The organism is Streptomyces sp. ITFR-6, assembly GCF_031844725.1.
Lineage (GTDB): Bacteria > Actinomycetota > Actinomycetes > Streptomycetales > Streptomycetaceae > Streptomyces.
In genome coordinates this window covers 387,061-409,207 of the sequence record NZ_CP134612.1, presented here as the reverse complement: position 1 = coordinate 409,207, position 22,147 = coordinate 387,061, and the positions used below count along the sequence as shown (strand labels likewise).

Sequence of the window (22,147 nt, the reverse complement as noted above, 5' to 3'; positions counted from 1 at the left end):
ACTCCATTCCGGTGCGGATGACGGGCGGGGAGAAACAGTGCGGTGGAGCGCCGGGTGTCAGCTCCGCTTCGGTACGTCGATCCGGTCGATGTCGGGTGAGTAGCCCGAGTCGCCGCTGTCGAAGGTGAGGGTGTTGCGGCCGGCCTTGAGCGTGACGGGGACGCTGATCGTCGCTGCCGCGCCCCAGCCCCCGCTGGAGGGGAAGATCCGCTTCGTGGCGGCCTTCCCGTTGGCCGAGATCTCGACGGACCGTTCGTCACCGGAGGTGTAGGCCACGTTGATGTAGTACGTTCCGGCCCGCGCTGCCTCGACGTGTCCGAAGCGCACCGAGCCGCCCTCGTAGAGGTTGCCGACCTTCTTGCCGCCGGAGCACTCGTCGCAGTCGGAGACCGAGGCGTTGCCGGACAGCGTGTTGGCCGGGGACTCGGCCTCGTACGCCGTGGTACGCGGCCCGGAACCGTGCGGGGTGACGGTGAACAGCCGCGATCCGTGCGCGGGCAGCGTTTCGGTGATGAAGTCCTTGCGCTGTCCGAGGTTCTTCTTGTTCCAGAGGTCGCGCACGGAGGCCTTGCCGCCGAAGCCGAGGGCCGACCAGCGGGCCGTCACCGGAGCGGGCGAGGAACCGAGGTTGAACAGTGCCACGGTGTAGCCGCCGTCGGGGTTCCTGGCCGCCCACACCTGCTCGTCGCCCGCCGTGGTGACGGGGTGGGCCGGGGCGCCCGGCCGCTGGTTGACCCGGAGCACTTCGCGGTTGGTCAGCAGCGAGACGCCGTACGCGTCCAGCTTGGTGAGGTCGTCACCCGAGTAGAGCGGCGACTTGACGATCGACCACAGCGTCATGTAGCTCTGCCGCTCGGCCTTCGTCAGCCCGTCCATCTCGCCGTTGCCGACGTCGATCGCGTCCAGGTCGTTCCAGCCGCCCGGACCCGCGTGCCGGGTCCACGCGGGGGTGTCGCGCCAGCGGGTCTTCACCGAGCTGTCCCACGTCACCAGCGTCTCGCAGTAGCACTCGACGTCGGTGTCCACCCGCCAGCCGTCGGAGTTCTCCTTCCAGCTGTCGGCGTAGTCGACATCCAGAGACCAGGAGATCTCCAGATGAACGGGGCGCCCGGCGCGTGCGATGGCCTTCTTCCAGGCGGCGACGTCCGCCCGGTTGTCGTAGTTGTCGCCGCTCTTGAAGGAACCCGGGCCGACCCCGTCGAGCTTGAGGAAGTCGTAGCCCCAGTCGGCGATCAGCTGAGCCTGTGAGTCGACGTACTTCTGGGCGCACGGCCGCGAGAAGTCGATCTTGTACGAGCTGTCCCAGCCGTTCGTGGTGCGCAGATCGCCGTAGACGATGTCCCCGGTGGTGCAGCCCGGGGCGTTCCAGACCGGCAGCCTGCCGCCGCCGTACCCCTCCTTCTCCAGACCGACCGGCAGGTAGATGCCCGCCTTGAGCCCCTTGCGGTGGAGGTCGTCGGCGACCGGCTTCATTCCGCGCGGGAAGCGCACCGGGTCGGCCTGCTGGCGCCCGTAGCCGTCGAACTCGGGCGTCCAGTCCTGGTCGCGCCACCAGCCGGCGTCGATGTTGATGTACGCGTAGCCGTACTTCTTCAGCTTGGTGGCCATCGCGTCGGCCTGCTTGAGGACGTTCGCCTCGGTGAGGTAGCTGTACTGGCCCGTGGGGTTGAGGCCGGGGTACGAACTGGTCTGCATCGACCAGCTGCTCCACCCCATGAACGGCTTCTGGGCCAGGCCGTGTCCGGCGGCCGCCGTCGGGGCGGCGGCCATGGCAGCCGTGGCCGGTGCGGTGTCGGTCGCGGCCTGCGCCGGGGGTACGGCGACGGCCACGGCGGCCGTGACGGCGAGGACCATCGCGGCGCGCGCGGCTCGGCTCGTGGTGCGGGCGGGGGAGGGCATGCGGGTGGTCTCCTGCTCTGGTCGGGTGGGGCGGTGCGGGTGTGCGGGGCGCGGCGGCTCGCGTCCGGTCGGCTACTTGCCCGCGCCGATGGTGAGGCCGCTGATGAACTGGCGCTGGAGCGCGAAGTACACGAGGAGGGTGGGCACGGCCGTCATCAGCGCACCGGCCGCGATGAGGTTCGGGTTGGTGAAGTACTGGCCCTGGAGACTCGCGAGCGCCGAGGTGACCGGCCGCTTGTCGCCGGTCTCGATCAGGACGAGCGGCCAGAAGAAGTCGTTGTAGATCCAGATCGACTCCAGCGTCGCCAGCGCGGCGAACGCGGGGCGGCACAGCGGCAGTACGATCTGGAGGAACTGGCGCCACACGGGCGCGCCGTCGACCAGCGCCGCCTCCGTGATCTCCTTCGGGATCGTCTTCATGTAGTTGCTGAGGACGAAGGTGCAGAAGCCGCACTGGTAGGCGATGTGGATGGCGATGATGCCCCAGTAGGAGTTGTACAGGAGCAGCGAATCGCTCATCCAGGCCGGCAGCGGGACCTGCAGGTACAGCCGGTAGAGCGGGGTGATCAGGACCTGGGCCGGCAGCAGGTTGCCCGCCGTGAAGAGCATCAGCAGGGCGACGTTCCAGCGGAAGTCGAACCGTGACACGTAGAAGGCCACGGCCGCCGAGAAGAACAGGGTGCCGAGCACCGCCGGAATGGTCACCAGGACCGAGTTCCAGAAGTAGTGCGACATGCCCGACTGGCCCCACGCGGCACTGAAGTTGTCCAGGCTCAGGCTCCGGGGCCAGGAGAGGTAGCCGTGCTTGCTGGTGTCCTCGTAGGGCCGCAGGGAGGTGTAGACCGCCCAGAGCAGCGGCACCAGCCAGAGCAGCGAGATGCCGGCCAGCATCACATGGCGTCCGGTCCGGCTCCGCCGCCGCGACGGCGCGGGCCCGGACGGCGGCCGGGGGGCCTGTGAACGGCGGACGCCCGGCGGAGGTGCGGTGACGGTCACTGGTCCTCCTTGCGGAAGTTCTGTACGAGGAAGGTGCCGATCGCCGCCAGGGAGATCACCAGCATGATCATGGCAAGCGCGGAGCCGTAGCCGATGTGGCTGGACTCGCCGATGATGTTGTCGGTGATCAGCAGGGACAGCAGCTCCATCCCGGGCTTGCTGCCCACACCGCCGCCGAGCACGTACACGATGTCGAAGGCGCGCAGCGACTCCATGGCCGTCACGACCAGGATGATGACGTTGACGGGCTTGAGGGCGGGGAAGACCACGCGCAGGAACGTCTGCCGGCCGTTGGCGCCGTCGAGGGCGGCCGCCTCCTTGAGGGCCGGGTCGAAGCCCTTCAGCCCGGCGAGGTAGAGGATCATGATGTAGCCGGTGTGCCGCCACGCCGAGGCGATGAGGACCATCCACAGATTGAGGTCCGGGTCGCCCAGCCAGTCGATGTGGTGCCCCGGCGCCGCCGTGTTGAGGATGCCGTTCAGCAGTCCGTTGTCCGGGTTGTAGATGATTTCCCAGATCAGGCCGACCACGGCCAGCGACAGCACCATGGGCAGGAAGATGGCGGTCTGGTAGATCCGGGTGAAGCGGATCTTCCGGTCGAGCTGGTAGGCCAGGAAGATCCCGAACGGGGTCGGCAGCAGGGCGGTGAAGAGCAGCCAGATGACGTTGTGCTGGACAGCGGGCCAGAACGGCGGGTAGTTCGTGAAGATCTCCCGGTAGTTGTCCAGGCCGGTCCACTGGATGCCGGAGAGTTCGAGGCCGTCCCACTGGGTGAAGGACAGGGCGAGCGAGGCCAGTGCGGGCAGCCAGACGAAGACCAGCAGGGCGAGCAGCGGCACACCGACGATCACGCTGAGGAAGAGCCGGTCGGAGAGGCCGAGCCGTCGCGGGCGTCGTGGCTGTCGCGTCCGCCGGGTGCCGGGCGGCGCGGAGGGTACGGAAGACATGGGCGGGCTTCCCTGGGTCGGTCAGGCGGTGAAGAAACGCGAACGCTGCGACTCGATCTTCTTGAGCATGGCCACGCCGTCGTCCGGGCTGCTCAGCCACTGCGACAGTCCGGGCAGCACCACGGTGGAGATGAAGCCCGGGTCGCTGTCGCGGTCACCGAACTGGGTGATGTGCTTGGCCTGGGAGATGAGCGCGGCGGACTTCTTCTGCAGCGCGTTGTAGCCGCTGGTGTCGGCCTCGCTGTGCACGGCGACGTTGCTGGGGTCGACGCCCATGTACAGGCCCTCCGCACGGGCGCTGCCGAGGAACTCCAGGAACTGCTGGGCCTTCTTCTCGTTCTTGGGCCGACGGCTGAGCATGAACCCGTCGGTCGGCGCCTCGACGGTGTCCTGACCGTACGACGGATCGATCTCCGGGAACGCGAAGAAGTCGATGTCGTCCCGGAGTTCCGGGTCGCTGATCTGCTGTCCGAGGAACAGGCCGATGACGGCCATGCCCGACTTCTTGTCCAGCAGTGACCGGGCGGCGTCCTGCCAGGAACGGCCGCCGGCCCGCTCCTGGTAGTACGGGCTGAGCTCGCGCCACCGGTCGATCGTTCCGCGCACCCGGCGGTCGGTCCAGCTGATGTCGCCGCGCAGCAGCGAGGTGTGGAACTCGTAGCCGTTGGTCCGCAGATTCAGGTAGTCGAACGCGCCGAGGATGCTCCAGGTGTCCCCGCCCCCGTATCCGGCGGCGATCGGCGAGAGGCCGTCCTTCTTCATCCGCTTGGCCAGGGCGACGAAGTCGTCCCAGGTGGTGGGCGCCCGGTAGCCGCGTTCCCTGAAGAGGCTCTTGCGGTAGAAGACGGCCCACGGGTAGTTGTACAGCGGAACGAAGTAGTACTTCCCGTCCTCGCCCCGGGAGAGCTGCTTCGCGGCCTCGCTGAAGCCGCCGCCGATCTTCTCCCACACGTCGTCCAGAGGAGCGCACAGCTTCTTCTTGGCGAAGTACTGCATGCGGTAGCCCGCGAACCAGGTGAAGACGTCGTCCGGAGTGCCCTGGAGGTAGCTGGAGATGCCCTTCTGGAAGGTGTCGTGGTCGACGGTGTTGGTCTTGACCGTGAGCCCGCTGTCCTTCGCGAAGGCCTTGGTCAGGGCTTCGTACGCCTTCTTGGGAGTGGCGTCGGCGCCGTTGGACCCGAAGGTCACCGTCTTGGGGTCGGCGGCGGCCCCGGACCCGCAGGCCGTGAGGGCGGGGGCCGCCAGAACCGCGGCGCCCACCCCCATCAGCCCGCCCACGACGCGCCGGCGGCCCGGACCGCCCGGTACCGGTATGCGGCTCTGCTCGGTCATCGATTCTCCTGGATGGTGTCGGACCCGATGAAGGTCTGGATGGCGGTGGCCGCGGCCCCGCGCGCCCACTCCTCGAACGGCAGCGGGCGTGTGATCACGTCGCACTGCGCGGCTGTACTGAAAACGGTGGTGGCGAACGCGTCGCGGATCTGCGCGGCGAACAGGTCGTACGCGGCCAGCCCTTCGCCGGAGATGATCACGCACTCGGGACCGAGCAGATTGGCGACCGCCCCGATGGCCCGGCCGATCGCCGCCCCTGCCTGCGCGAAGGCCTCGCGGGCCACCGGCTCGCCCGACCTGGCCAGCTCCAGCGCGTGCGCCGGGCCGCCGACCGGCCGGCCCGTCTCCTGCTGGATGCGGCGCACGATGGCCGAGTCGGAGGCGATCGCCTCGACACAGCCCCGGTTGCCGCAGTGGCAGAGCGGCCCGTGCGGGTCGATGGAGAGATGGCCGATCTCACCGGCCACCCCGTGCGCCCCGGCCACCACCCGGCCGTGGACGACCAGTCCGCAGCCGATCCCGGCCCCGACCGTGATCAGCGCGAAGTCGGACCGCCCGACCCCGGCGCCGAACCACTGCTCCGCCACGGTCAGCGCCCGTACGTCGTTGTCCACCGTGGCCGGCAGACCGGTGGCCGTCTCCGCGAGCCCGGCCAGTGCGACGTTCCGCCAGCCGAGGAACGGCGAGTAGCGGACCACCCCCGCGGCCCGGTCGACATCGCCGGACACCGCGACGGCCAGGCCGCGCACCCCGACGCCGAACGGCTGCGCCCGCGTGACCAGTTCGCCGGTGAGCGCGGCGATCACGGAGATCACCGCAGCGGGCGACCGCTCGGACAGCGGCACATGACGGGCCACCCTGACCCGGCAGCAGAGGTCCGCGAGAACGGCGATGACCTCGTCCGCGGTCACCTTGACCCCGATGAACAGGGCGCGCCCGCCGTTGACCCGCACCGGGTTGGCCGGCCGGCCGACCGCCGGAGGCGTGCTGTCGTCGGCGTCCTCGACGAAGTACCCGGTCGCCATGAGCGGGCGCACGGCCTTGGTCACGGCGGCCGAGGACAGCCCGGTCCTGCGGGCGATCTCCACCCGGGAGAGCGGCCCTTGGGACAGGGCTGTGGTGAAAACGAGAGAGGCAGCCGGCGTCGGGGCCGGGAACGTCTCGACGAGGTTGGCCGATGACATGGCCGGAAACGTAGGGGAGTTAATTTCCTCTGTCAAGAAAAAAAGTCAACCCGGACGAGATGTCGTGCGGGCGGCCCGGAACCGCCCGGGTCCACCGCGTCCCGGTATGCCGCGCGGGCCGATCCCGGTGTGCCGCCCGGTTGTTGGCCGAGTCCTCACCGCCGCGAAATCCCCGTACCCGGCGGGGCTTCGGGGTTCGCGGAGTGTGGTCATGGGCATGCCATGGCATGGCCCGACGCGCTTCGACCAGGAGGAAGCAGTGAAGAACAGACAACGGATCCGCAAGGTGTCACTCGTGCTGGCCGCGGCCGGGATGCTGGTCCTGGCCTCGCCGGGCAGCGCCTTCGCGGACGTGCCGGGTGCTCTGCCCGCGAACGCGGACGGACTGGAACAGACCTTCCAGCCGGCCTACGACTACGACGGTGACGGCTGCTATCCGACCCCCGCCATCGGCCCCGACGGCACCGTCGCCCCCGGACTGAAGACCACCGGCGCCGTCAACGGCAGCTGCCACGACTCCTGGGACCTGGACAACACCAACGGCTACGCGCGCTCCAAGTGCAACAACGGCTGGTGCGCCATCATCTACGGCCTCTACTTCGAGAAGGACCAGGCCGTGGCCGGGAGCGGTCTCGGCGGGCACCGCCACGACTGGGAGCACGTCGTGGTCTGGGTGCAGGACAACGAGGCGAAGTACGTCTCCACCTCGGCGCACGGCGGCTTCAGCGTCTACGGCCGCGATCAGATCCAGTGGGACGGGACCCATCCCAAGGCCGTCTACCACAAGGACGGGATCGGTACGCACTGCTTCCGTCCCGCGACCACGGGCGACGAGCCGCCCGAGAACCACTACCACCAGTGGCAGTTCCCCGACCTCGTCGGCTGGAACGGCTACCCCGAGGGCATCCGGGACAAGCTGGTGCAGGCCGACTTCGGCAGTGCCGTCTTCGGCCTGAAGGACGGAAACTTCGCCGGCCACCTGGAAAAGGCGATGCCCGCGGGCATCCCCTTCGACCCCAACGCCTGACGGGGGCGGGGCGGCGGGGCACCGGTCAGCGCCCCGCCGCCCCGGCGGACCGGGCCGGAAGCGGGGCGAAGACGCGGTGGGCCGCCATCGCCGCGCCGCCCCGCGCCCACGTCTCGAACGGCAGGGGCCGCACCACGAGTTCGCACCGGGCGGCCGCGCCGAAGGCCTGGTCCGCGAAGGTCCGGCGGATCTCGTCGGAGAACAGGTCGTACGCCGCCACTCCCTCGCCGGAGATGATGACGCGCTCCGGGCCGATGAGGTTGGCCACCGAGGCGATTCCCAGTCCCAGCGCCCGCCCGGCCCGGGTGAAGACGCCGCGCGCCGTGGTGTCCCCCGACCGCGCCAGGCGCACGGCGTCGGCGAGCGACAGATCCGCGTCCCCCGTCTGCTCCCGCACCTGGTCGACGATGGCCTGCGTCGACGCGACGGCCTCCACGCAGCCGGTGTTGCCGCAGGTGCAGACCCGGTCGCTGCCGCCGACGGGCAGATGCCCCAGCTCGCCCGAGACCCCGAACGCCCCCGAGACCACCCGGCCGTGGACGGACATTCCGCAGCCCACCCCCGCGCCGACCGTGACCAGGGCGAACGAGGAGAGCCCGACCCCGGCGCCGAACCACTGCTCGGCGACGGTGAGGGCCCGTACGTCGTTGTCGATCACCGCCGGAATGCCGGTGGCCTCCTCGACCAGCGCGGCGAGGCGCACCCCGTGCCAGTCGAGGAAGGGGGAGTAGCGGACCGTGCCGGACGGGCCGTCCACATCGCCGGAGACTGTCACGCCGATGCTGTGCACCGCAGGCCCTGACCCGCCCTCCCCTTCTCCGGCCCGTCCGGAGAGGGTGCCGACCAGCCGGGCGACGGCCCTGACCACCGTGCCGACATCCCGCGAGCGCAGCGGGGTGCGGTGGGTGGTCAGCGGTGCTGCCGTGAGGTCGACGAGCATCCCGATCAGCTCGTCCGACGTGATCTTGATCCCGATGAACCCGGCCCGCTCGGGCCGTACCGCCATCAACGTGGCCGGACGGCCGGGCTGCCGACTGCCGGACGGGCCGAGCTCGGTGATCCAGCCGTCGTCGACCAAGGGAGCGGAGACCTTGGTGACGGCCCCGGAGGAGAGCCCGGTGCGGCGTCCGAGCTCCGCCCGGGTCAACGGTCCCTGGGTCAGCAGGGCCTGGAGGACAAGGGCTGCGGACGGTGGCTGCCGGGAGAGGTTCACCCGGTGGAGATTACCTTCTGGCCGAAAGCAAGGGGGCGGGTCCGGAACGGCGCAGTGCCCAGAAAACGAGAAGTGATCGTGGGACGGTGTTGAATATATTGACGATGGAAGGAAACTATCGTTACAGTCACCACGCTCTCATCGAAGGCGGCGGGCCTCGGCAGGGGGCCGGTTCGTACGGGGGTGCCGACGCGGGCCCCGCGCCCACCCAGTGGTTTCGAGAGGACATGCCATGACCCGCATCACCAACCGGATCGTGAACCTGCGCGCGGCCGGGGTGAGTTTCGTCGTCGAACTCAGCGCTCCGCTGCCCCGTGTCCTGCACTGGGGTGAGGACCTCGGTGAGCTGACCGGCGACGGTCTCGCGGCCCTCGGGCTGACGGCGGACGCCGCCACGCTCAACAACGCCCCCGACGTACCACGTCAGTTCACGGTCTGGCCCACCGAGGCCGACGGCTGGCTCGGCACCCCGGCCCAGCAGGGCCACCGCGCCGGGACGGCCACCGCGCCCCGGGTCGTGATGACCGGCGTCGAGGAGAGCCCCGGGCAACTGCTCATCGCCCTCCACGACACCGACGCCGCGCTCGACATCACCCTCACCTACCGGCTGGACCCGTCCGGCGTCCTGGGCGTGCGCACCAGCGTGTCGTGCCCGGCCCGCGGAGAATCCGGCACGGGCGCCGCCGTCCCGTACGACCTCGCCGCCACCACCGCGCTGCTCCCGCTGCCGAACCGGGCCCAGGAGATCCTGGACTTCACCGGGAAGTGGTGCCGCGAACGCTCCCCGCAGCGCGGCCGGCTGGCCTTCGCCGGCCATGTCCGTGAGGTGCGCCGGGGCAAGCCCGGAGTGGACGCGCCGCACCTCCTGACGGTCGGGGTGCCCGGATTCGGGTTCCGTACCGGCGAGGTCTGGGCCCTGCACGTGGGGTGGAGCGGCAACCAGCGCTGGCTCGCCGAGCAGCTGCCCGAGGGCGCCGGGGTGCACGGGGGAGTCCTCGGCGGCGGCGAACTGCTGGCGCCCGGTGAGATCCGGCTCGCGCCGGGCGACCGGTACACCTCGCCCGAGTGTTTCTTCGCCTGGTCAGGCGAGGGCCTCGACGGGCTGGCCGGGCGCTTCCACACGATGCTCCGCGCCCGTCCCGGCCATCCCTCGTCGCCTCGGCCGCTGACCCTGAACACCTGGGAGGCGGTCTACTTCGACCACCGCCCCGAACGGCTGCTGGCGCTGGCCGACGCCGCGGCCGCCGTCGGGGTGGAGCGACTGGTCCTGGACGACGGCTGGTTCCTCGGCCGCCGGGACGACACGGCGGGGCTCGGTGACTGGACGGTGGACCCGCGGGTGTGGCCCGAGGGGCTGACCCCGCTGGCGGACCGGGTGCACGCCCACGGGATGCAGTTCGGGCTCTGGGTGGAGCCGGAGATGGTCAACCTCGACTCGCGGATGGCCCGCGAGCACCCCGAGTGGATTCTCGGCCCGTCCGCCGGGGTGGGCCCCAGCTCCCGCCACCAGTACGTGGTGAACGTCGCCGACGAGCACGCCTTCGCCCATCTGCTGGAGCGGCTGGACGCGCTCGTCACCGAGTACGGCGTCGACTATCTCAAGTGGGACCACAACCGGGACCTGCACGAAGCGGTGCGGCGCGGAGCGCACGGCGCCGACCGGCCCGGCGTGCACGCCCAGACGGCGGCCCTGTACCGGCTGATGGACGAACTCAGGGCGCGCCACCCCGGGTTGGAGATCGAGTCGTGCTCCAGCGGCGGCGGACGCGTGGACCTCGGCGTCCTCGCCCGTACGGACCGGGTCTGGGCGTCCGACTGCAACGACCCGGTGGAGCGCCAGTCGATCCAGCGCTGGACGGCGCAGCTGCTGCCGCCCGAGCTGATCGGCGCCCATGTCGGGGGCCCGCGCAGCCATACGACGGGGCGGGTCACCGATGACTCGTTCCGGCTGATCACCGCGTTGTTCGGGCACGCGGGCATCGAGGACGACCTGACCGCGCGCACCCCGGAGCAACGCGCGGCGCTGGGCCGGTGGGCGGCGCTGTACAAGGAGCTGCGCGGTCTCCTGCACGGTGGACGGGTCGTCAGGGCGGACCTCGACGACGAGGCGACCCAGCTGCACGGTGTGGTCGCACCGGACGCCGGCGCCGCGCTGTACTGCTGGGTGCGCACGGAGACCTCGGTGCCGGGGCAGTCCGGCCGGGTCCGGCTGCCCGGCCTCACCCCCGGCCGGCCCTACCGGGTCCGGATCCGTACGGAGGCGGGACTGCCCGCCCTCCACCAGGTCACCGGCCCCCTCTGGTGCACGGCGGCGCTCGACGGCTGGGTCCCGGTGCCGGGCACCGTGCTGACCGGCGCGGGGCTGCCGATGCCGACGCTCAGCCCGGGGCAGGCCCTGCTGATCGAGGTCGCGGCGCAGATGTCCGCGAGCTGACCGGCGGTGCACCGGCCGGCCCGGGTGGGGCAGGCTGGTGCACCGCCGGCCGGGGTCACGGGCCCGCCGCGTCGTAGCCGTAGCGCAGCGGGCCCTCGCCCGGGGGCAGGCCGAGCCGGTACACGAGCACCGCGTGCTCCTCGCGTGTCGTGCAATCGGTATCCATGCCCATATTTTAAAGGTTGCGCAATGAAAGGAGTGTGTGCCTCCGCTCCTTTCGGGCCTCTGCCGAGGCGCCCGACGCGATGCCGAAGGCGGGCTCCGGCACCTTCGCGGGGCTGATCAGGGTGGAGTGCCGGCCGTCCGTGCCGACCGGGACGTCTCCGTCGATGGTGACGCGGCGCAGCTTGCGCTCGTGGGTGTCCGAGTCGTCCACCCCGTAGTGCTGGGTGGCGCGGTTGTCCCAGATGGCGACGTCGCCGGTCTGCCACTGCCAGCGCACGGTGTTCTCCGGGCGTTCGATGTGGGACTGGAACAGGTCGATGAGGGCCCGGGAGTCGCGGCCGGTGAGCCCGCTGACGCGCTGGACGAAGTTGCCCAGGAGCAGCACCCGTTCGCCCGTCTCGGGGTGGACGCGGACCACCGGATGCTCGGTGAGGAACTTCGTCGAGGTGAACACCTTCCGGTACTGGGCGAGCGCCTCCGGCAGGGCGTCGGGGCGTAGCGCCACGTAGTCGTAGTCGTTGGAGTGGACGGCCCGCAGACCGTCGGCGAGGGTGCGCAGCGGTTCGGGCAGCCCGGCGTACGCGGCGGCGGTGTTGGACCACAGGGTGTTGCCGCCGTAGGGCGGGACGGTCACCGCGCGCAGGATGGAGAACGCCGGATAGGCGGGTACGAAGGTGACGTCGGTGTGCCACTGGTTGGCCCGGCCGCCGTGGTCGGAGTCGATGCCCAGTGAGTAGCGGCCGTCGGCGGACGGGACGGTCGGGTGGGCGACCGGGGTGCCGAGCAGCCTGCCGAACGCCTCGTGGCTGTCCTCGTCCAGGTGGTCCTGGCCGCGGAAGAAGACGACCTTGCTGGCCAGCAGCGCGGCCCGGACGGCCGCGACCGTCCCTGGGGCGAGGTCACCGCCGAGACGTACCCCGGAGATGACGGCGCCGATGCGGCCGCCGACCTTCTGGACGGTCACGGTGGAGGCGCGAGCGGGAGCGGTGGTTGCCGAGGACATTGCGGTAATCCTTTCGAGAGGCACGCCCCGCGAGGCGGCGGACTGCCACCGCCGGACGTGGCGGGTCCGGACGCGGTTACGCGCAGATGCGGGGATGTCGGGACGGGGCGGTGGCGCGGGAAGCGGAGGTGCGGTGCGGCAGGGGAGGTCAGGCAGCGCTACAGCGGCCCGGACACCCGGGCGGCAGTGCGGTGCGGCCGACGCGCGGGGCGGGCCGCGCATCGGGAGTGGCCGTCGCGAACATGTTCCGGAGACTCGCAGCGCCCCGCCGGATACGTCAACCACGTACCCGCGCCACGCGGGGCGCCGGAGCGCGGTCCGTGCCCCGTCCCGGCGGGCACCGGCAAACCGCCCCCGATCAGGGCTTCGCGGTCCGCGACCGGCCGTCCGCGCACGGTGCCCGGGAACCGGCCGCGAGGTCCCGCGCGATTTCACGCCGCCGTAATGTCGCGCCCGCCCCGCGCCTCCCGCCGGGACCTCCATCGATTGGCGAGGGCGGACGGGCAGGACTAATCTCGTGTGAGTGAACGAATGCGTTCACTCAACGGCTTGAGTCTGCAAGCGATCCCATGACGGATCCCACGCGACACCCCAGCGGTCTGCCGAGTCCCCGAAGCGGGCACACGGCAGCGGAATCGCCCTACTCGTCATCTGCTCATGTCAGTTGATGGTGGTCCTCGACATCACCATCGTGAACATCGCCCTTCCGCACATCCAGACCGCGCTGATTCTCCACCGAGAACCTATCCTGGGTGGTCAACGCCTACATGCTGACGTTCGGCGGACTGCTGCTGCTGCTGGGCGGGCGGCTCGGTGACATCCTCGGCCGCCGCAGAGTCTTCATGTTCGGCGTCGTGCTCTTCGCCTTCGCCTCGCTGCTCGGCGGGCTCTCCCAGGAGTCCTGGCAGTTGCTGGCGGCGCGCTCCCTCCAGGGCGTCGGCGGTGCCATCGCCTCGCCGACCGCGCTCTCACTGATCACCACGACCTTCCGCGAGGGGCCCGACCGCAACAGGGCGTTCGGCGTCTTCGCCGCCGTCTCGGCCGGCGGCAGCGCCATCGGGCTGCTGGCCGGCGGGCTGCTGGTGGAGTGGCTCGACTGGCGGTGGATCTTCTTCGTCAACGTCCCCATCGGGCTGCTGATCGTGCTCGCCACACCCCGCTTCATCCGGGAGTCCATACGCCATCCGGGCCACTTCGACGTGACGGGGGCGCTGACGGCCACGCTGGGCATGGTGCTGCTCGTCTACGGATTCATCCGCGCGTCCGAGGAGGGCTGGAGCGACAGCCTCACCCTGGGATCCTTCGCCGCGGCCGTCGTGCTGCTCGCCCTGTTCATCGCCATCGAGAGCCGGTCCAGGCAGCCCATCACCCCGCTGTGGATGTTCCGCGACCGCAATCGCGCGGGCGTGTACGGAATGATGCTGTGCCTGTCCGCCGCGATGTTCGGAATGTTCTTCTTCCTGACCCTCTTCGTGCAGAACATCCTGAGTTTCAGCCCGCTCCGGGCCGGCCTCGCCTTTCTGCCGGTCAGCGCGATCATCGCCGTGGGGGCCGGATTCACTTCGCGGCTGCTGCCCAGGTGGGGGCCGAAACCCTTCATGGTGACGGGCTCGCTCCTGTGCGCCGTGGGGCTCGGCTGGCTGACGCAGGCGGACGCGGACAGCACCTACCTGGGCAGTCTGCTCGGTCCGGTGCTGGTGTTCGGGCTGGGCATGGGGCTGCAGTTCGTGTCGCTGACGCTGATGGCCGTGTCCGGTGTGGCGTCGCGGGAGGCGGGCGCGGCGTCCGGGATCCTCAACACCATGCAGCAGGTGGGCGGTTCGCTCGGCCTGTCCATCCTGGTCACGGTCTTCGGTACGGCCAGCCGCGACGAGGCCACCCATCAGGTCCCGGGCTTCCTGTCGCAGGCGCCCCCTGCGGAGGTGGCGCAGTTCCGCAGGACGGGCCAGCTCCCCGGGCAGTGGGGCGAGCAGGTGCTGGTGACGGGCATCTCCAGGGCCTTCGTCACCGCCGTCGTGTTCGCCGTGGTGGCCGCGCTGGTCGCGCTCATCATCGTCAAGGTGCGCCCCTCTGACATCGAGCGGCTGCGGGGCGGCGGCGCCGTGATGCCCGCGGCGGCGGAGGCCGCTGACGCTCCGGGAGGAGCAGAGGCACCGGGCGCCGCGGACGAGCCCGCCCGGCCGTGGCGGCCGGGCGGCCAGGATCCCCCCGATCCGGAACGATGACTCCCGGCCCCGGCAGCCGCACCGGGCGCCCGGGGGCGGCTCTCAGCCCTTGACGGTGAAGCCCGCCCGCAGCAGTGCCTCCTCGCGCGAGGACGGGCCGACGAGCAGCTCGAAGGCGCCCGGCTCGACGATACGGTTGCCCGCGGCGTCCACCAGACTGCACTCCGCGACCGGCAGTTCGATGACCACCTCGCGCGACTCGCCGGGTTCGAGCAGCACCTGACGGTAGGCCTTGAGCTCCTTCTCCGCCCACGTCACCGACGTGACGGTGTCGCTCACGTACGCCTGCACGGTCTCCCGCACCGGCCGGTCGCCGGTGTTGCTGACGAGAACGCGTGCGCGAAGGGTGTCGTCCGCGCCGAGGTCCTCAGTGAGTACCTCCAGCCCGGTGTACGAGACGCTCGTGTAGCTCAGGCCCTCACCGAACACGAACGCCGGACTCTGCGTCAGGTCGGCGTAACGGGAGCCGTGCTGGCCGCGCACCTGGTTGTAGTACGTCGGCTGCTGACCCGAGTGACGGGCGAAGGAGACCGGCAGCCGGCCGGACGGCTCGATGAGGCCGAGCGCCAGTTCGGCGACCGCCCGGCCGCCGAGCATGCCCGGATTGAAGGCGTGCACGATCGCCGCCGCGTTGTGCGCGGAGGGCGGCAGCACCAGCGGCTTGGAGCTGATGACGACCACCACCAGCGGCTTGCCCGTCGCGGCGAGCGCGTCGAGCAGCGCGACCTGGCCGCCGATCAGTTCCAGGGTCGCGGTCGAGCGCCCCTCACCGATCAGCTCGATACGGTCACCGACGACCGCGACGACGTAGTCGGCGGCCTGTGCCGCGGCGACGGCCTCGCCGATCAGCGCCTCGGAGGGCTCCGCGGGGACGACGACCTCCGGCCGGGGCTGCCCGTCGGGGAAGAACGCGCCCAGCGGGTCGGGCCCCACGGTGAGGATGTCGGTCCCACGTGCGTGGGTGACGGACCAGCCGTCCGGCACATGCTCCCGGAAGCCGTCCAGCACGGTACGGATCATGTCGCGCGGATGACCGTTCGGCAGCCAGTCCGCCTGACCGGAGGAACCCGCCCAGTCACCGAGCTGGGTCTGCGCGTCGTCGGCGTTGGGCCCGATGACCGCGACCGTGCGGGGCTCCGCCCCGGTGGCCGCGAGCGCGCGGCCGTCCGGACCGGCCGTGAGACCGCCGGCCAGCGGGAGGGTGCCGTCGTTGGTGAGGAGCACCAGCGAGCGGCGGCCCGCTTCGAGGTTCAGTTCGGCGTGCCCGGCGCTCCCGATGACCGCGGCCTGCCGCTCGCGGTCCGGGTGGCGCGGGTTCTCGAACAGGCCCAGCTCGAACTTGAGCGTGAGGATCCGGCGGACCGCCGCGTCGATCTCCGCCTCGTCGAGCGTGCCGGCGGCGACCGCCTCCTGCGCGCCCGCGAAGAAGTCCTGCGTCGTCATCACCATGTCGTTGCCCGCGCGGACCGCGGCGGCGGCCGCCTGCGCGTGGTCGGCGTAGACCCGCTGCTCCCACACCATGCGGCCGACGTTGTCCCAGTCGGTCACCAGCGTCCCGGTGTAGCCCCACTCGCCGCGCAGCACCTCGTTCAGCAGCCAGTTGTTGACCGTGATCGGGACCCCGTCCATCGACTGGTACCCGAGCATGAACGTCCGGCAGCCCTCCTTGGCGACCCGTTCGAACGGAGGCAGGAACCACGAACGGAGCTTGCGGCGCGAGATATCGGCCTCGCTCGCGTCCCGGCCGCCCTGGGTCTCGGAGTAGCCGGCGAAGTGCTTGGCGCAGGCCAGGATCGCCGTCGGGTCGTCGAGGCCGTCGCCCTGGTACCCGCGCACCATGGCGGAGGCGAGCTCACCGATGAGGAACGGGTCCTCGCCGAACGTCTCGCTCACCCGGCCCCAGCGCAGGTCCCGGGTGATGCACAGGACCGGGGAGAACGTCCAGTGCACGCCGGTCGCTGCGACCTCTACGGCAGTCGCCCGCGCGATCCGCTCGACGAGTTCGGGGTCCCAGCTCGCGGCCATGCCGAGCTGGGTGGGGAAGATCGTGGCCCCTTCCCAGAACGAGTGGCCGTGGATGCAGTCCTCCGCGACGAGCAGCGGGATCCGCAGCCGGGTCCGTTCGGTGAGCGCGGCCGCCTCCAGGACGCGGTCGGGGGAGGCGTGCAGGATCGAGCCCGCGTGCATGTCCTCGATGTGGTGCCGGACCCCGTCCTTCGCGTTCAACTGGAGCATCTGGCCGACCTTCTCGGGCAGCGTCATCCGCCCGGCCAGATCGGCGACGCGCTCGGAGACGGACAGCGCGGGGTCGAGATAGGGCAGTGAGGAGCCCACAGGAGTTCCTTTCACAACGTCGATGACGTTCTCTTCGGGCGGATGCCTGGGGTGGCGGGAGGACCGGCCGGCCCAACTCGGCCACCCGGTCCCACCGTACGCCGAATCCCGACCGGGTGGTAAGTATGTGAGTATGCAACTGTACTCATTGACGCCGTCAGGGACGGCCGGGGAGAGTGGCACATGACCGGCGACACACGGCGTGGCTACGCCAAGGGCCGGGCCAAACGCGTGGAGATCCTCGACCAGGCCATGGCCATCTTCGGTGAGGCCGGCTACCGGGGCGCGTCGTTGCGGGTGATCGCCACCCGCTGCGGGATCTCGCATCCCGGTCTGCTGCACCACTTCCCGACCAAGCAGTCGCTGCTGCTCGCGGTGCTGGAACACCGCGACGAGGTGGACTCCCAATGGCTCGCCCTCGGCAGTCCGAAGGGCGTCGGCCGGCTGCGCCGGCTCATCGACCTCGCCGCGCTGAACGCCGAACGCCGGGGAATCGTCGAGCTGTTCTCCGTACTCGCCGCGGAGGCGACCGCCGCCGACCACCCGGCCCACGCGTACTTCGTGGAGCGCTACCGCACCTCGGTACTGAGCACGGCCGTCGCCTACCGGGAGGCGCGGGACGAGGGCGCGCTGCGTGCGGGGATCGAGCCCGACGAGGCTGCGCAGCAACTGATCGCGCTGATGGACGGACTTCAGGTCCAGTGGCTCATCAGCGGCTGTGTGACGGACATGGCCGGCGTGCTGCGGGCCCATGTGCAGGCGCAGTTGACCGTGGCGCTGTGATGCCGGGGCCCGTGCCGCCCGCGGGCGGAACGGGCGGGGTCAGGCTCCCGGCGAACCGTCGGGGCCGGCCGCGAGCAGGGCGTCCCGGCCGATGAGGGCGGTCGAGCCGGGCCCCGTGCAGGCATAGGCACCCGCCACCGCGCCCAGCCGCGCGCAGTCGTGGACGTCCCTGCCGTCGAGCCTCCCGTACAGGAAGCCGGTGACGAACGCGTCGCCGGCGCCGTTGGTGTCCACCACCGGGGCCGGCGGCACGGTCGCCGGTACGTGGTACGGGTCCGGTCCGCCGTCGCGGGTGAGGAACCAGGAGCCCTCCGCCCCCGCCGTGGCGACCACGGTCCGCGCGCGGCCCTCGCGCAGGATCCGCCGCATCAGCGCGGGCGCGCCGTCGCCCGAGGAGGCGGCGCTGAAGAAGACGAGATCGGACCGCAGGGCGAACTCCCGCTGGTGCTCGGCGAGTCCGTCCCAGTCGTGCAGATCGGTGGAGACGGGGACACCGAGGGCCTCGATGTCGTCGTACAGGAATCTGGTGAAGCCCGTGATCGGTGGACATGACGGGCGCGCCGCAGCCGGGGCAGGTAGAAGTCCCGGGGCATCCGCAGCTCCGCAGGGTCCCGGGCGTCGTAGAACGACATCCGGCGGCCCTTCGCGTCCACCAGGTTCACCGCGCGCCGGGTGCCCGCCGCGGAGATCAGCGGATGGAACTCCACATCCCCTCGGCCAGCCGCTCGCGCACCAGGGCACCGGTCGGATCGTCACCGATGCAGTCGAGCAGCGCCACGTCCAGACCGAGCGCCCGCACGCCGAGGGCGACATTGCCCCCGGTCTGCCCGGCCCACTCCGCGATCGGCCCCACCATGACGGAGTCGGCGAGCGGGACCGGCAGGGCGTCGACGCGGACGATCGTATCCACCCCGCTGCCGCCTACCACCACCACGTCGTACCCGGGTTGTCGCTGGTTCACCGTGCCGCCTCTCCCGTCCCGCCGCGGCCAGTATCGCGGACCGGACGGCGGCACCGCGGCCGTTCTCTGCGAGCGGTCCGGCAGACCGCTGCCTATGATCGACCGGGGGCCTTGGACCTGATCTGTGGAGGCTTTCGATGCTGTCGGTGCTCGAACCGCGTGACATTCCTCCGCGCCTCGCCACTGGCGCGTTCATCCTGAATTCCGGCCTGGGCAAGCTCAAGGCCGACGAGGAGACCGCACAGACCCTGCACGGCATGGCCTGCACCGCCTACCCCTTCCTCGACCGGATCGAGGCCGGGCGGTTCACCCGGCTGCTCGCCTGGTCCGAGATCGCGGTCGGCAGCACACTGCTGGTCCCCGTCGTACCGACCCGGCTCGCCGGACTGGCGCTGACCGGGTTCTCCGGCGGACTGCTCGGCCTGTACCTGCGGGTTCCCGGAATGCGTGAGCCGGGCAGCCTGCGCCCCAGCCAGGCCGGCGTTCCGCTGGCCAAGGACGCCTGGATGTTCGGCATCGGGCTGGGCTTCCTCGGCGCGGGAGCCCACCGCTGCGGCACGCCGCGCCGCCGTTGCCGCCGGCACCGCGGCCGCCGCTGAACCACCCGGCCGCGGGCGGTGGCCCGTGCCCCGAGCCACCGCCCGCCGTCAGTCGCGCACCCGGGCCATCAGCAACGCCACGTCGTCGTGGTGGCTGGGGTCCCGGAGCTTGCGCAGCAGCCGGTCGCAGGACTCCTCCAGCGAGGCGTCCGGCTCGCGCAGCAGCTCCCGCAGGGCGGCCAGCCGGGTGTCTATGTCCTGGTCACGGGTTTCGACCAGGCCGTCCGTGTACAGGACGAGCCGGTCACCCGGTCCCAGGTCGAACGTGACGTCGCTGAACGGAACACCGCCCACGCCCAGCGGCGCCCCGGCCGGCAGATCGAGCAGTCGGGGCGGGCCCCCGGCCGGGATCAGCACCGGCGGCAGATGCCCGGCCGTGCTCACCCGGCAGCTGTCGCGGGCCGGGTCGTACACGACGTAGACGCAGGTGGCGAACCACGGGTCCAGATCGGCGGTGATCTCGTCGAGGTGCCCGAGCACCTCCGCGGGCCGCAGACCGATCCTGGACAGCGTCTGGGTGGCCGTCCGCAGCCGCCCCATCGTGGTGGCCGCGTTGATACCGCTGCCCATGACATCGCCGACCACCAGGGCGGTTCCGCCCTCCCGCAGCGGGATGACGTCGAACCAGTCGCCGCCGACCTCGTACCGCGAGGCGGCCGGCCGGTAGCGGGACGCCACCTCCAACCCGGCCCGGGGGTGGTGGTTGTGCGGAAGCATGCTGCGCTGGAGGGTGAGGGCGGTCTCCCGCTGCTGCCGGAACAGTCGGGCGTTGTCGATGAAGACCGCCGCGCGGGCGGCCAGCTCGCAGGTCAGCACCTCGTCGTCCTCGGTGAACGGCAGCGGGTTGTCCGTCCGGATGAGGTCGATGGCGCCCAGCACCTCGCCCCGGGCGATCAGCGGCACCGCCAGGTAGGAGTGCGCGCCGGCCTCGGCCAGCAGCCCCGCGGAGCGGCTGTCGCGGGCGACGCGCGACAGCGCCTCCGCGTCGAGGTACGGCACCCGCACCGGTTCGGCCGTACGCACGCAGCGCGTGATCAGCCGGTCCGCTCCGTAGTGGGCCGCGTGACCCGGCGGATCCGCCGCTTCCACGACCGGCGTCGGCCGGGCCGCGACGACGGCCAGCGCCTGGATGAGGGCGGGGCCCTCGGTCTGGCTGGGACGCCCGTTCAGTACGCTGTCCAGGACATCGACCGCCGCGACGTCGGCGAGCGCCGGAACCGTGACCTCGGCCAGCTCCCGCGCCGTCTGCTCCAGGTCGAGGGTGGTCCCGATGCGCACGGAGGCGTCCGCGACCAGCGCCAGCCGGTGCCGGGCCCGTTCCGCCTCGGCCTCCGCCCGGTGGTGGCCGGTCCTGTCGATCAGCGACACGGCGAGGCCCAGCACCCGGCCACCGGAGTCCTCCAGCCGGTACAGCGACATCGACCAGGCGCGGTCGGCCTCCGGATCGGCCGCGGTACGGCCCTCCACCTGATGGCCCACCTGCGGCACACCGCTCTCCAGGACCTCGCGCATCGCCGCCTCGACCACGTCGGCGTCGAGGAAGGGCAGCGCGTCCCCGACCCGGCGCCCGAAGTGCTCGGCCGCGCTCAGACCGTCCATCCGCTCCAGCGCCGGGTTGGCCGCCAGATACCGCAGATCGCTGCCCAGGACCGCCAGACCGATCGGGGACTGGTCGACCAGGCGCACGGACAGCGCCAGATCGCGCTCCACCTGCCGCAGCGTCGCCCCGTCCGTGGCCAGCCCCAGCGCGAAGAAGTCACCCCGGTCGTCCTGGAGCCGCATGTTGCGGAACTCCAGCAGCCGGCTGGTGCCGTCCTTGCTCCGTACGGGGAAGCTCCCCGCCCAGGTCTCACCGCTCTCCATCACCTCGGAGAACAGCCTCAGCACCAGCTCGAAGTGTTCCTCGTCGACCAGGATGCGGGCGGCGAACCTGCCCAGCGCCTCCTGCGGCGTGTAGCCCAGCAGCCGCTCGGCCTGCGGGCTCCACAGCACGATGCGGCCCTCGGTGTCGAGCATCATCGCGGCCGTCCCGAGGACGTCCACCAGACCGGTCTCCGAGGAGCGGCGCACCGTTGCCCGGCGGGCGTCGCCTGAGCGGGTCCGTATGTCATCGGTGCCGTCCACGGACCATCCTTCCCAAGCCGTCGCCGTGCCCGGACACAAGGTTCGCGCTCTCCCATGGTCGCCCCGGACCCGCCGCCACCGCAGCTCCTGCGAACCGGGAGATCCGGTCGCGGGAGGTTTCGGAGGCCGCACGACGGTCACCCGCAGCGTACTGACCCCTGCACACGACACGACAGTCTGGAGTGAGACCCATGCCGAACCCCATGCAGAACTGGCGCGAGCGGGCGGCCTGCCGCGACGAGGACCCGGACCTGTTCTTCCCCATCGGGACCACCGGCCCCGCACTCGTACAGGCCGAGGACGCCAAGGCGGTGTGCCATGGCTGCCCCGTACGGGCCGAGTGCCTGAGCTGGGCCCTGGAGAACGGCCAGGACACCGGCGTGTGGGGCGGTCCGGACGAGGCCGAGCGGCGCGCGCTGAAGCGGCGCAGCCGCCGAAGGGCCAAGGAGTACGGCTGAGCCGGGGCCTTCGTACCATCGGCGGCCGCCCCGCGTGATGATCCCGCCGTCACCGGGTACACGGTGAGTCATGGACACCACGGCATGGCTCATCATCGGCGCGGTTCTCGTGCTGCTCACCGTGGGTATCGCCGCAGTCCTTCTGGTGCGGGTGTTCCGGGCCAGGAAACTGCTGGTCGACGCCGGTATACCGCTGCAGAACAAGGCGCTGGTCTGGGCAGCGATGATCTACACCGTGTCACCTGTCGACCTGCTGCCCGACCCCGTCTACCTCGACGACATCGGCTTCCTGATGCTGGCCCTGCGCTCCCTGCACGCCGCCGCGCGGGCTGCCGGGGTCGGCGGCCACGCCGAGCGGCCGGCCGAGTCCACCCGGCTCGTGCCCTAGAGCCTGTCCGGGCCCGCTGAACGCGCCGCTGCCCCGTCTCGCCGAACCCGTCGCGTCAAGCTCGTTGACAGCTGA

15 protein-coding genes and 2 pseudogenes are annotated in these 22,147 nt (G+C 71.3%); 7 read left to right on the top strand and 10 right to left on the bottom strand.

Annotation, left to right across the window (positions count from 1 at the left end; translation table 11 throughout):
- Positions 1 to 57: 57 nt before the first annotated feature.
- The 5 genes from RLT59_RS01630 to RLT59_RS01610 all read right to left on the bottom strand — a co-directional run bounded on the left by RLT59_RS01630 (position 58) and on the right by RLT59_RS01610 (position 6,358).
- Positions 58 to 1,899 carry an alpha-galactosidase D gene (locus tag RLT59_RS01630; protein WP_311301682.1) on the bottom strand — a complete coding sequence of 614 codons (1,842 nt, stop codon included), beginning with the start codon at positions 1,897 to 1,899 and terminating at the stop codon, positions 58 to 60.
- Positions 1,900 to 1,971: 72 nt separating this feature from the next.
- Complete coding sequence (locus RLT59_RS01625; protein WP_311301680.1) at positions 1,972 to 2,895, bottom strand: carbohydrate ABC transporter permease; 924 nt, start codon at positions 2,893 to 2,895, stop codon at positions 1,972 to 1,974.
- Complete coding sequence (locus tag RLT59_RS01620; protein ID WP_311301678.1) at positions 2,892 to 3,842, bottom strand: carbohydrate ABC transporter permease; 951 nt, start codon at positions 3,840 to 3,842, stop codon at positions 2,892 to 2,894. Before RLT59_RS01620 ends, RLT59_RS01625 begins: the two co-directional genes overlap by 4 nt.
- Positions 3,843 to 3,863: 21 nt before the next feature.
- A complete protein-coding gene (locus tag RLT59_RS01615; protein WP_311301677.1) occupies positions 3,864 to 5,174 on the bottom strand; it encodes an ABC transporter substrate-binding protein in 1,311 nt (436 codons plus the stop codon).
- Positions 5,171 to 6,358, bottom strand: a complete 1,188-nt coding sequence (locus tag RLT59_RS01610) for an ROK family protein (protein WP_311301676.1) — start codon at positions 6,356 to 6,358, stop codon at positions 5,171 to 5,173. Before RLT59_RS01610 ends, RLT59_RS01615 begins: the two co-directional genes overlap by 4 nt.
- 217 nt (positions 6,359 to 6,575) lie before the next feature.
- Here RLT59_RS01610 and RLT59_RS01605 point away from each other — a divergent pair, with 217 nt between their 5' ends.
- On the top strand, positions 6,576 to 7,385 hold the full coding sequence (locus tag RLT59_RS01605) for an NPP1 family protein (protein ID WP_399124638.1): 810 nt from the start codon (positions 6,576 to 6,578) through the stop codon (positions 7,383 to 7,385).
- 25 nt (positions 7,386 to 7,410) lie between these two features.
- On the opposite strand, the gene RLT59_RS01600 is transcribed toward RLT59_RS01605, so the two are convergent.
- The gene (locus tag RLT59_RS01600) at positions 7,411 to 8,598 is read right to left on the bottom strand and encodes an ROK family transcriptional regulator (RefSeq protein WP_311301674.1); all 1,188 of its coding nucleotides are present in this window, start codon (positions 8,596 to 8,598) and stop codon (positions 7,411 to 7,413) included.
- A gap of 232 nt (positions 8,599 to 8,830) precedes the next feature.
- Here RLT59_RS01600 and RLT59_RS01595 point away from each other — a divergent pair, with 232 nt between their 5' ends.
- A complete protein-coding gene (locus tag RLT59_RS01595; protein WP_311301673.1) occupies positions 8,831 to 11,032 on the top strand; it encodes an alpha-galactosidase in 2,202 nt (733 codons plus the stop codon).
- A 175-nt stretch (positions 11,033 to 11,207) separates the two neighbouring features.
- On the opposite strand, the gene RLT59_RS01590 is transcribed toward RLT59_RS01595, so the two are convergent.
- Positions 11,208 to 12,200 (bottom strand): TauD/TfdA dioxygenase family protein, encoded by a 993-nt coding sequence (locus RLT59_RS01590; protein WP_311301672.1) that lies wholly within the window; start codon positions 12,198 to 12,200, stop codon positions 11,208 to 11,210.
- 574 nt (positions 12,201 to 12,774) lie between these two features.
- Between RLT59_RS01590 and RLT59_RS01585 the strand changes: the two are divergent.
- Positions 12,775 to 14,425: pseudogene (locus RLT59_RS01585) on the top strand (MFS transporter); the annotation flags it as partial.
- A gap of 42 nt (positions 14,426 to 14,467) precedes the next feature.
- Here the strand turns inward: RLT59_RS01585 and RLT59_RS01580 are convergent.
- Positions 14,468 to 16,759 carry an exo-beta-d-1,3/1,6-glucosidase gene (locus tag RLT59_RS01580; RefSeq protein WP_311301671.1) on the bottom strand — a complete coding sequence of 764 codons (2,292 nt, stop codon included), beginning with the start codon at positions 16,757 to 16,759 and terminating at the stop codon, positions 14,468 to 14,470.
- A gap of 183 nt (positions 16,760 to 16,942) precedes the next feature.
- Here RLT59_RS01580 and RLT59_RS01575 point away from each other — a divergent pair, with 183 nt between their 5' ends.
- Positions 16,943 to 17,542, top strand: a complete 600-nt coding sequence (locus RLT59_RS01575; RefSeq protein ID WP_311301670.1) for a TetR/AcrR family transcriptional regulator — start codon at positions 16,943 to 16,945, stop codon at positions 17,540 to 17,542.
- A 39-nt stretch (positions 17,543 to 17,581) separates the two neighbouring features.
- On the opposite strand, the pseudogene RLT59_RS01570 reads toward RLT59_RS01575, so the two are convergent.
- Positions 17,582 to 18,473, bottom strand: a pseudogene (locus RLT59_RS01570) (carbohydrate kinase family protein).
- Between the two features lie 167 nt (positions 18,474 to 18,640).
- On the opposite strand from RLT59_RS01570, the gene RLT59_RS01565 reads away from it, so the two are divergent.
- Complete coding sequence (locus RLT59_RS01565; RefSeq protein ID WP_311301669.1) at positions 18,641 to 19,102, top strand: hypothetical protein; 462 nt, start codon at positions 18,641 to 18,643, stop codon at positions 19,100 to 19,102.
- Between the two features lie 48 nt (positions 19,103 to 19,150).
- Here RLT59_RS01565 and RLT59_RS01560 read toward each other — a convergent pair whose 3' ends face one another.
- Positions 19,151 to 21,121, bottom strand: a complete 1,971-nt coding sequence (locus RLT59_RS01560) for a SpoIIE family protein phosphatase (protein ID WP_399126811.1) — start codon at positions 21,119 to 21,121, stop codon at positions 19,151 to 19,153.
- Between the two features lie 308 nt (positions 21,122 to 21,429).
- On the opposite strand from RLT59_RS01560, the gene RLT59_RS01555 reads away from it, so the two are divergent.
- Both RLT59_RS01555 and RLT59_RS01550 read left to right on the top strand, forming a co-directional pair.
- Positions 21,430 to 21,684: a WhiB family transcriptional regulator gene (locus tag RLT59_RS01555; protein WP_311307581.1), complete on the top strand. Its 255-nt coding sequence runs from the start codon at positions 21,430 to 21,432 to the stop codon at positions 21,682 to 21,684.
- 70 nt (positions 21,685 to 21,754) lie between these two features.
- Positions 21,755 to 22,072, top strand: a complete 318-nt coding sequence (locus tag RLT59_RS01550) for a YkvA family protein (RefSeq protein WP_311301667.1) — start codon at positions 21,755 to 21,757, stop codon at positions 22,070 to 22,072.
- The last annotated feature ends 75 nt before the right edge of the window (positions 22,073 to 22,147 follow it).

Bases quoted from the DNA above. Each gene is read 5' to 3' on its own strand.
- RLT59_RS01605 (WP_399124638.1), top strand. From the start codon at position 6,576: ATGCCATGGCATGGCCCGACGCGCTTCGACCAGGAGGAAGCAGTGAAG.
- RLT59_RS01615 (WP_311301677.1), bottom strand. From the start codon at position 5,174: ATGACCGAGCAGAGCCGCATACCGGTACCGGGCGGTCCGGGCCGCCGG.
- RLT59_RS01560 (WP_399126811.1), bottom strand. From the start codon at position 21,121: ATGATGCTCGACACCGAGGGCCGCATCGTGCTGTGGAGCCCGCAGGCC.
- RLT59_RS01555 (WP_311307581.1), top strand. From the start codon at position 21,430: ATGCAGAACTGGCGCGAGCGGGCGGCCTGCCGCGACGAGGACCCGGAC.
- RLT59_RS01565 (WP_311301669.1), top strand. From the start codon at position 18,641: ATGCTGTCGGTGCTCGAACCGCGTGACATTCCTCCGCGCCTCGCCACT.
- RLT59_RS01550 (WP_311301667.1), top strand. From the start codon at position 21,755: ATGGACACCACGGCATGGCTCATCATCGGCGCGGTTCTCGTGCTGCTC.
- RLT59_RS01575 (WP_311301670.1), top strand. From the start codon at position 16,943: ATGACCGGCGACACACGGCGTGGCTACGCCAAGGGCCGGGCCAAACGC.
- RLT59_RS01595 (WP_311301673.1), top strand. From the start codon at position 8,831: ATGACCCGCATCACCAACCGGATCGTGAACCTGCGCGCGGCCGGGGTG.
- RLT59_RS01620 (WP_311301678.1), bottom strand. From the start codon at position 3,842: ATGTCTTCCGTACCCTCCGCGCCGCCCGGCACCCGGCGGACGCGACAG.
- RLT59_RS01590 (WP_311301672.1), bottom strand. From the start codon at position 12,200: ATGTCCTCGGCAACCACCGCTCCCGCTCGCGCCTCCACCGTGACCGTC.
- RLT59_RS01610 (WP_311301676.1), bottom strand. From the start codon at position 6,358: ATGTCATCGGCCAACCTCGTCGAGACGTTCCCGGCCCCGACGCCGGCT.
- RLT59_RS01630 (WP_311301682.1), bottom strand. From the start codon at position 1,899: ATGCCCTCCCCCGCCCGCACCACGAGCCGAGCCGCGCGCGCCGCGATG.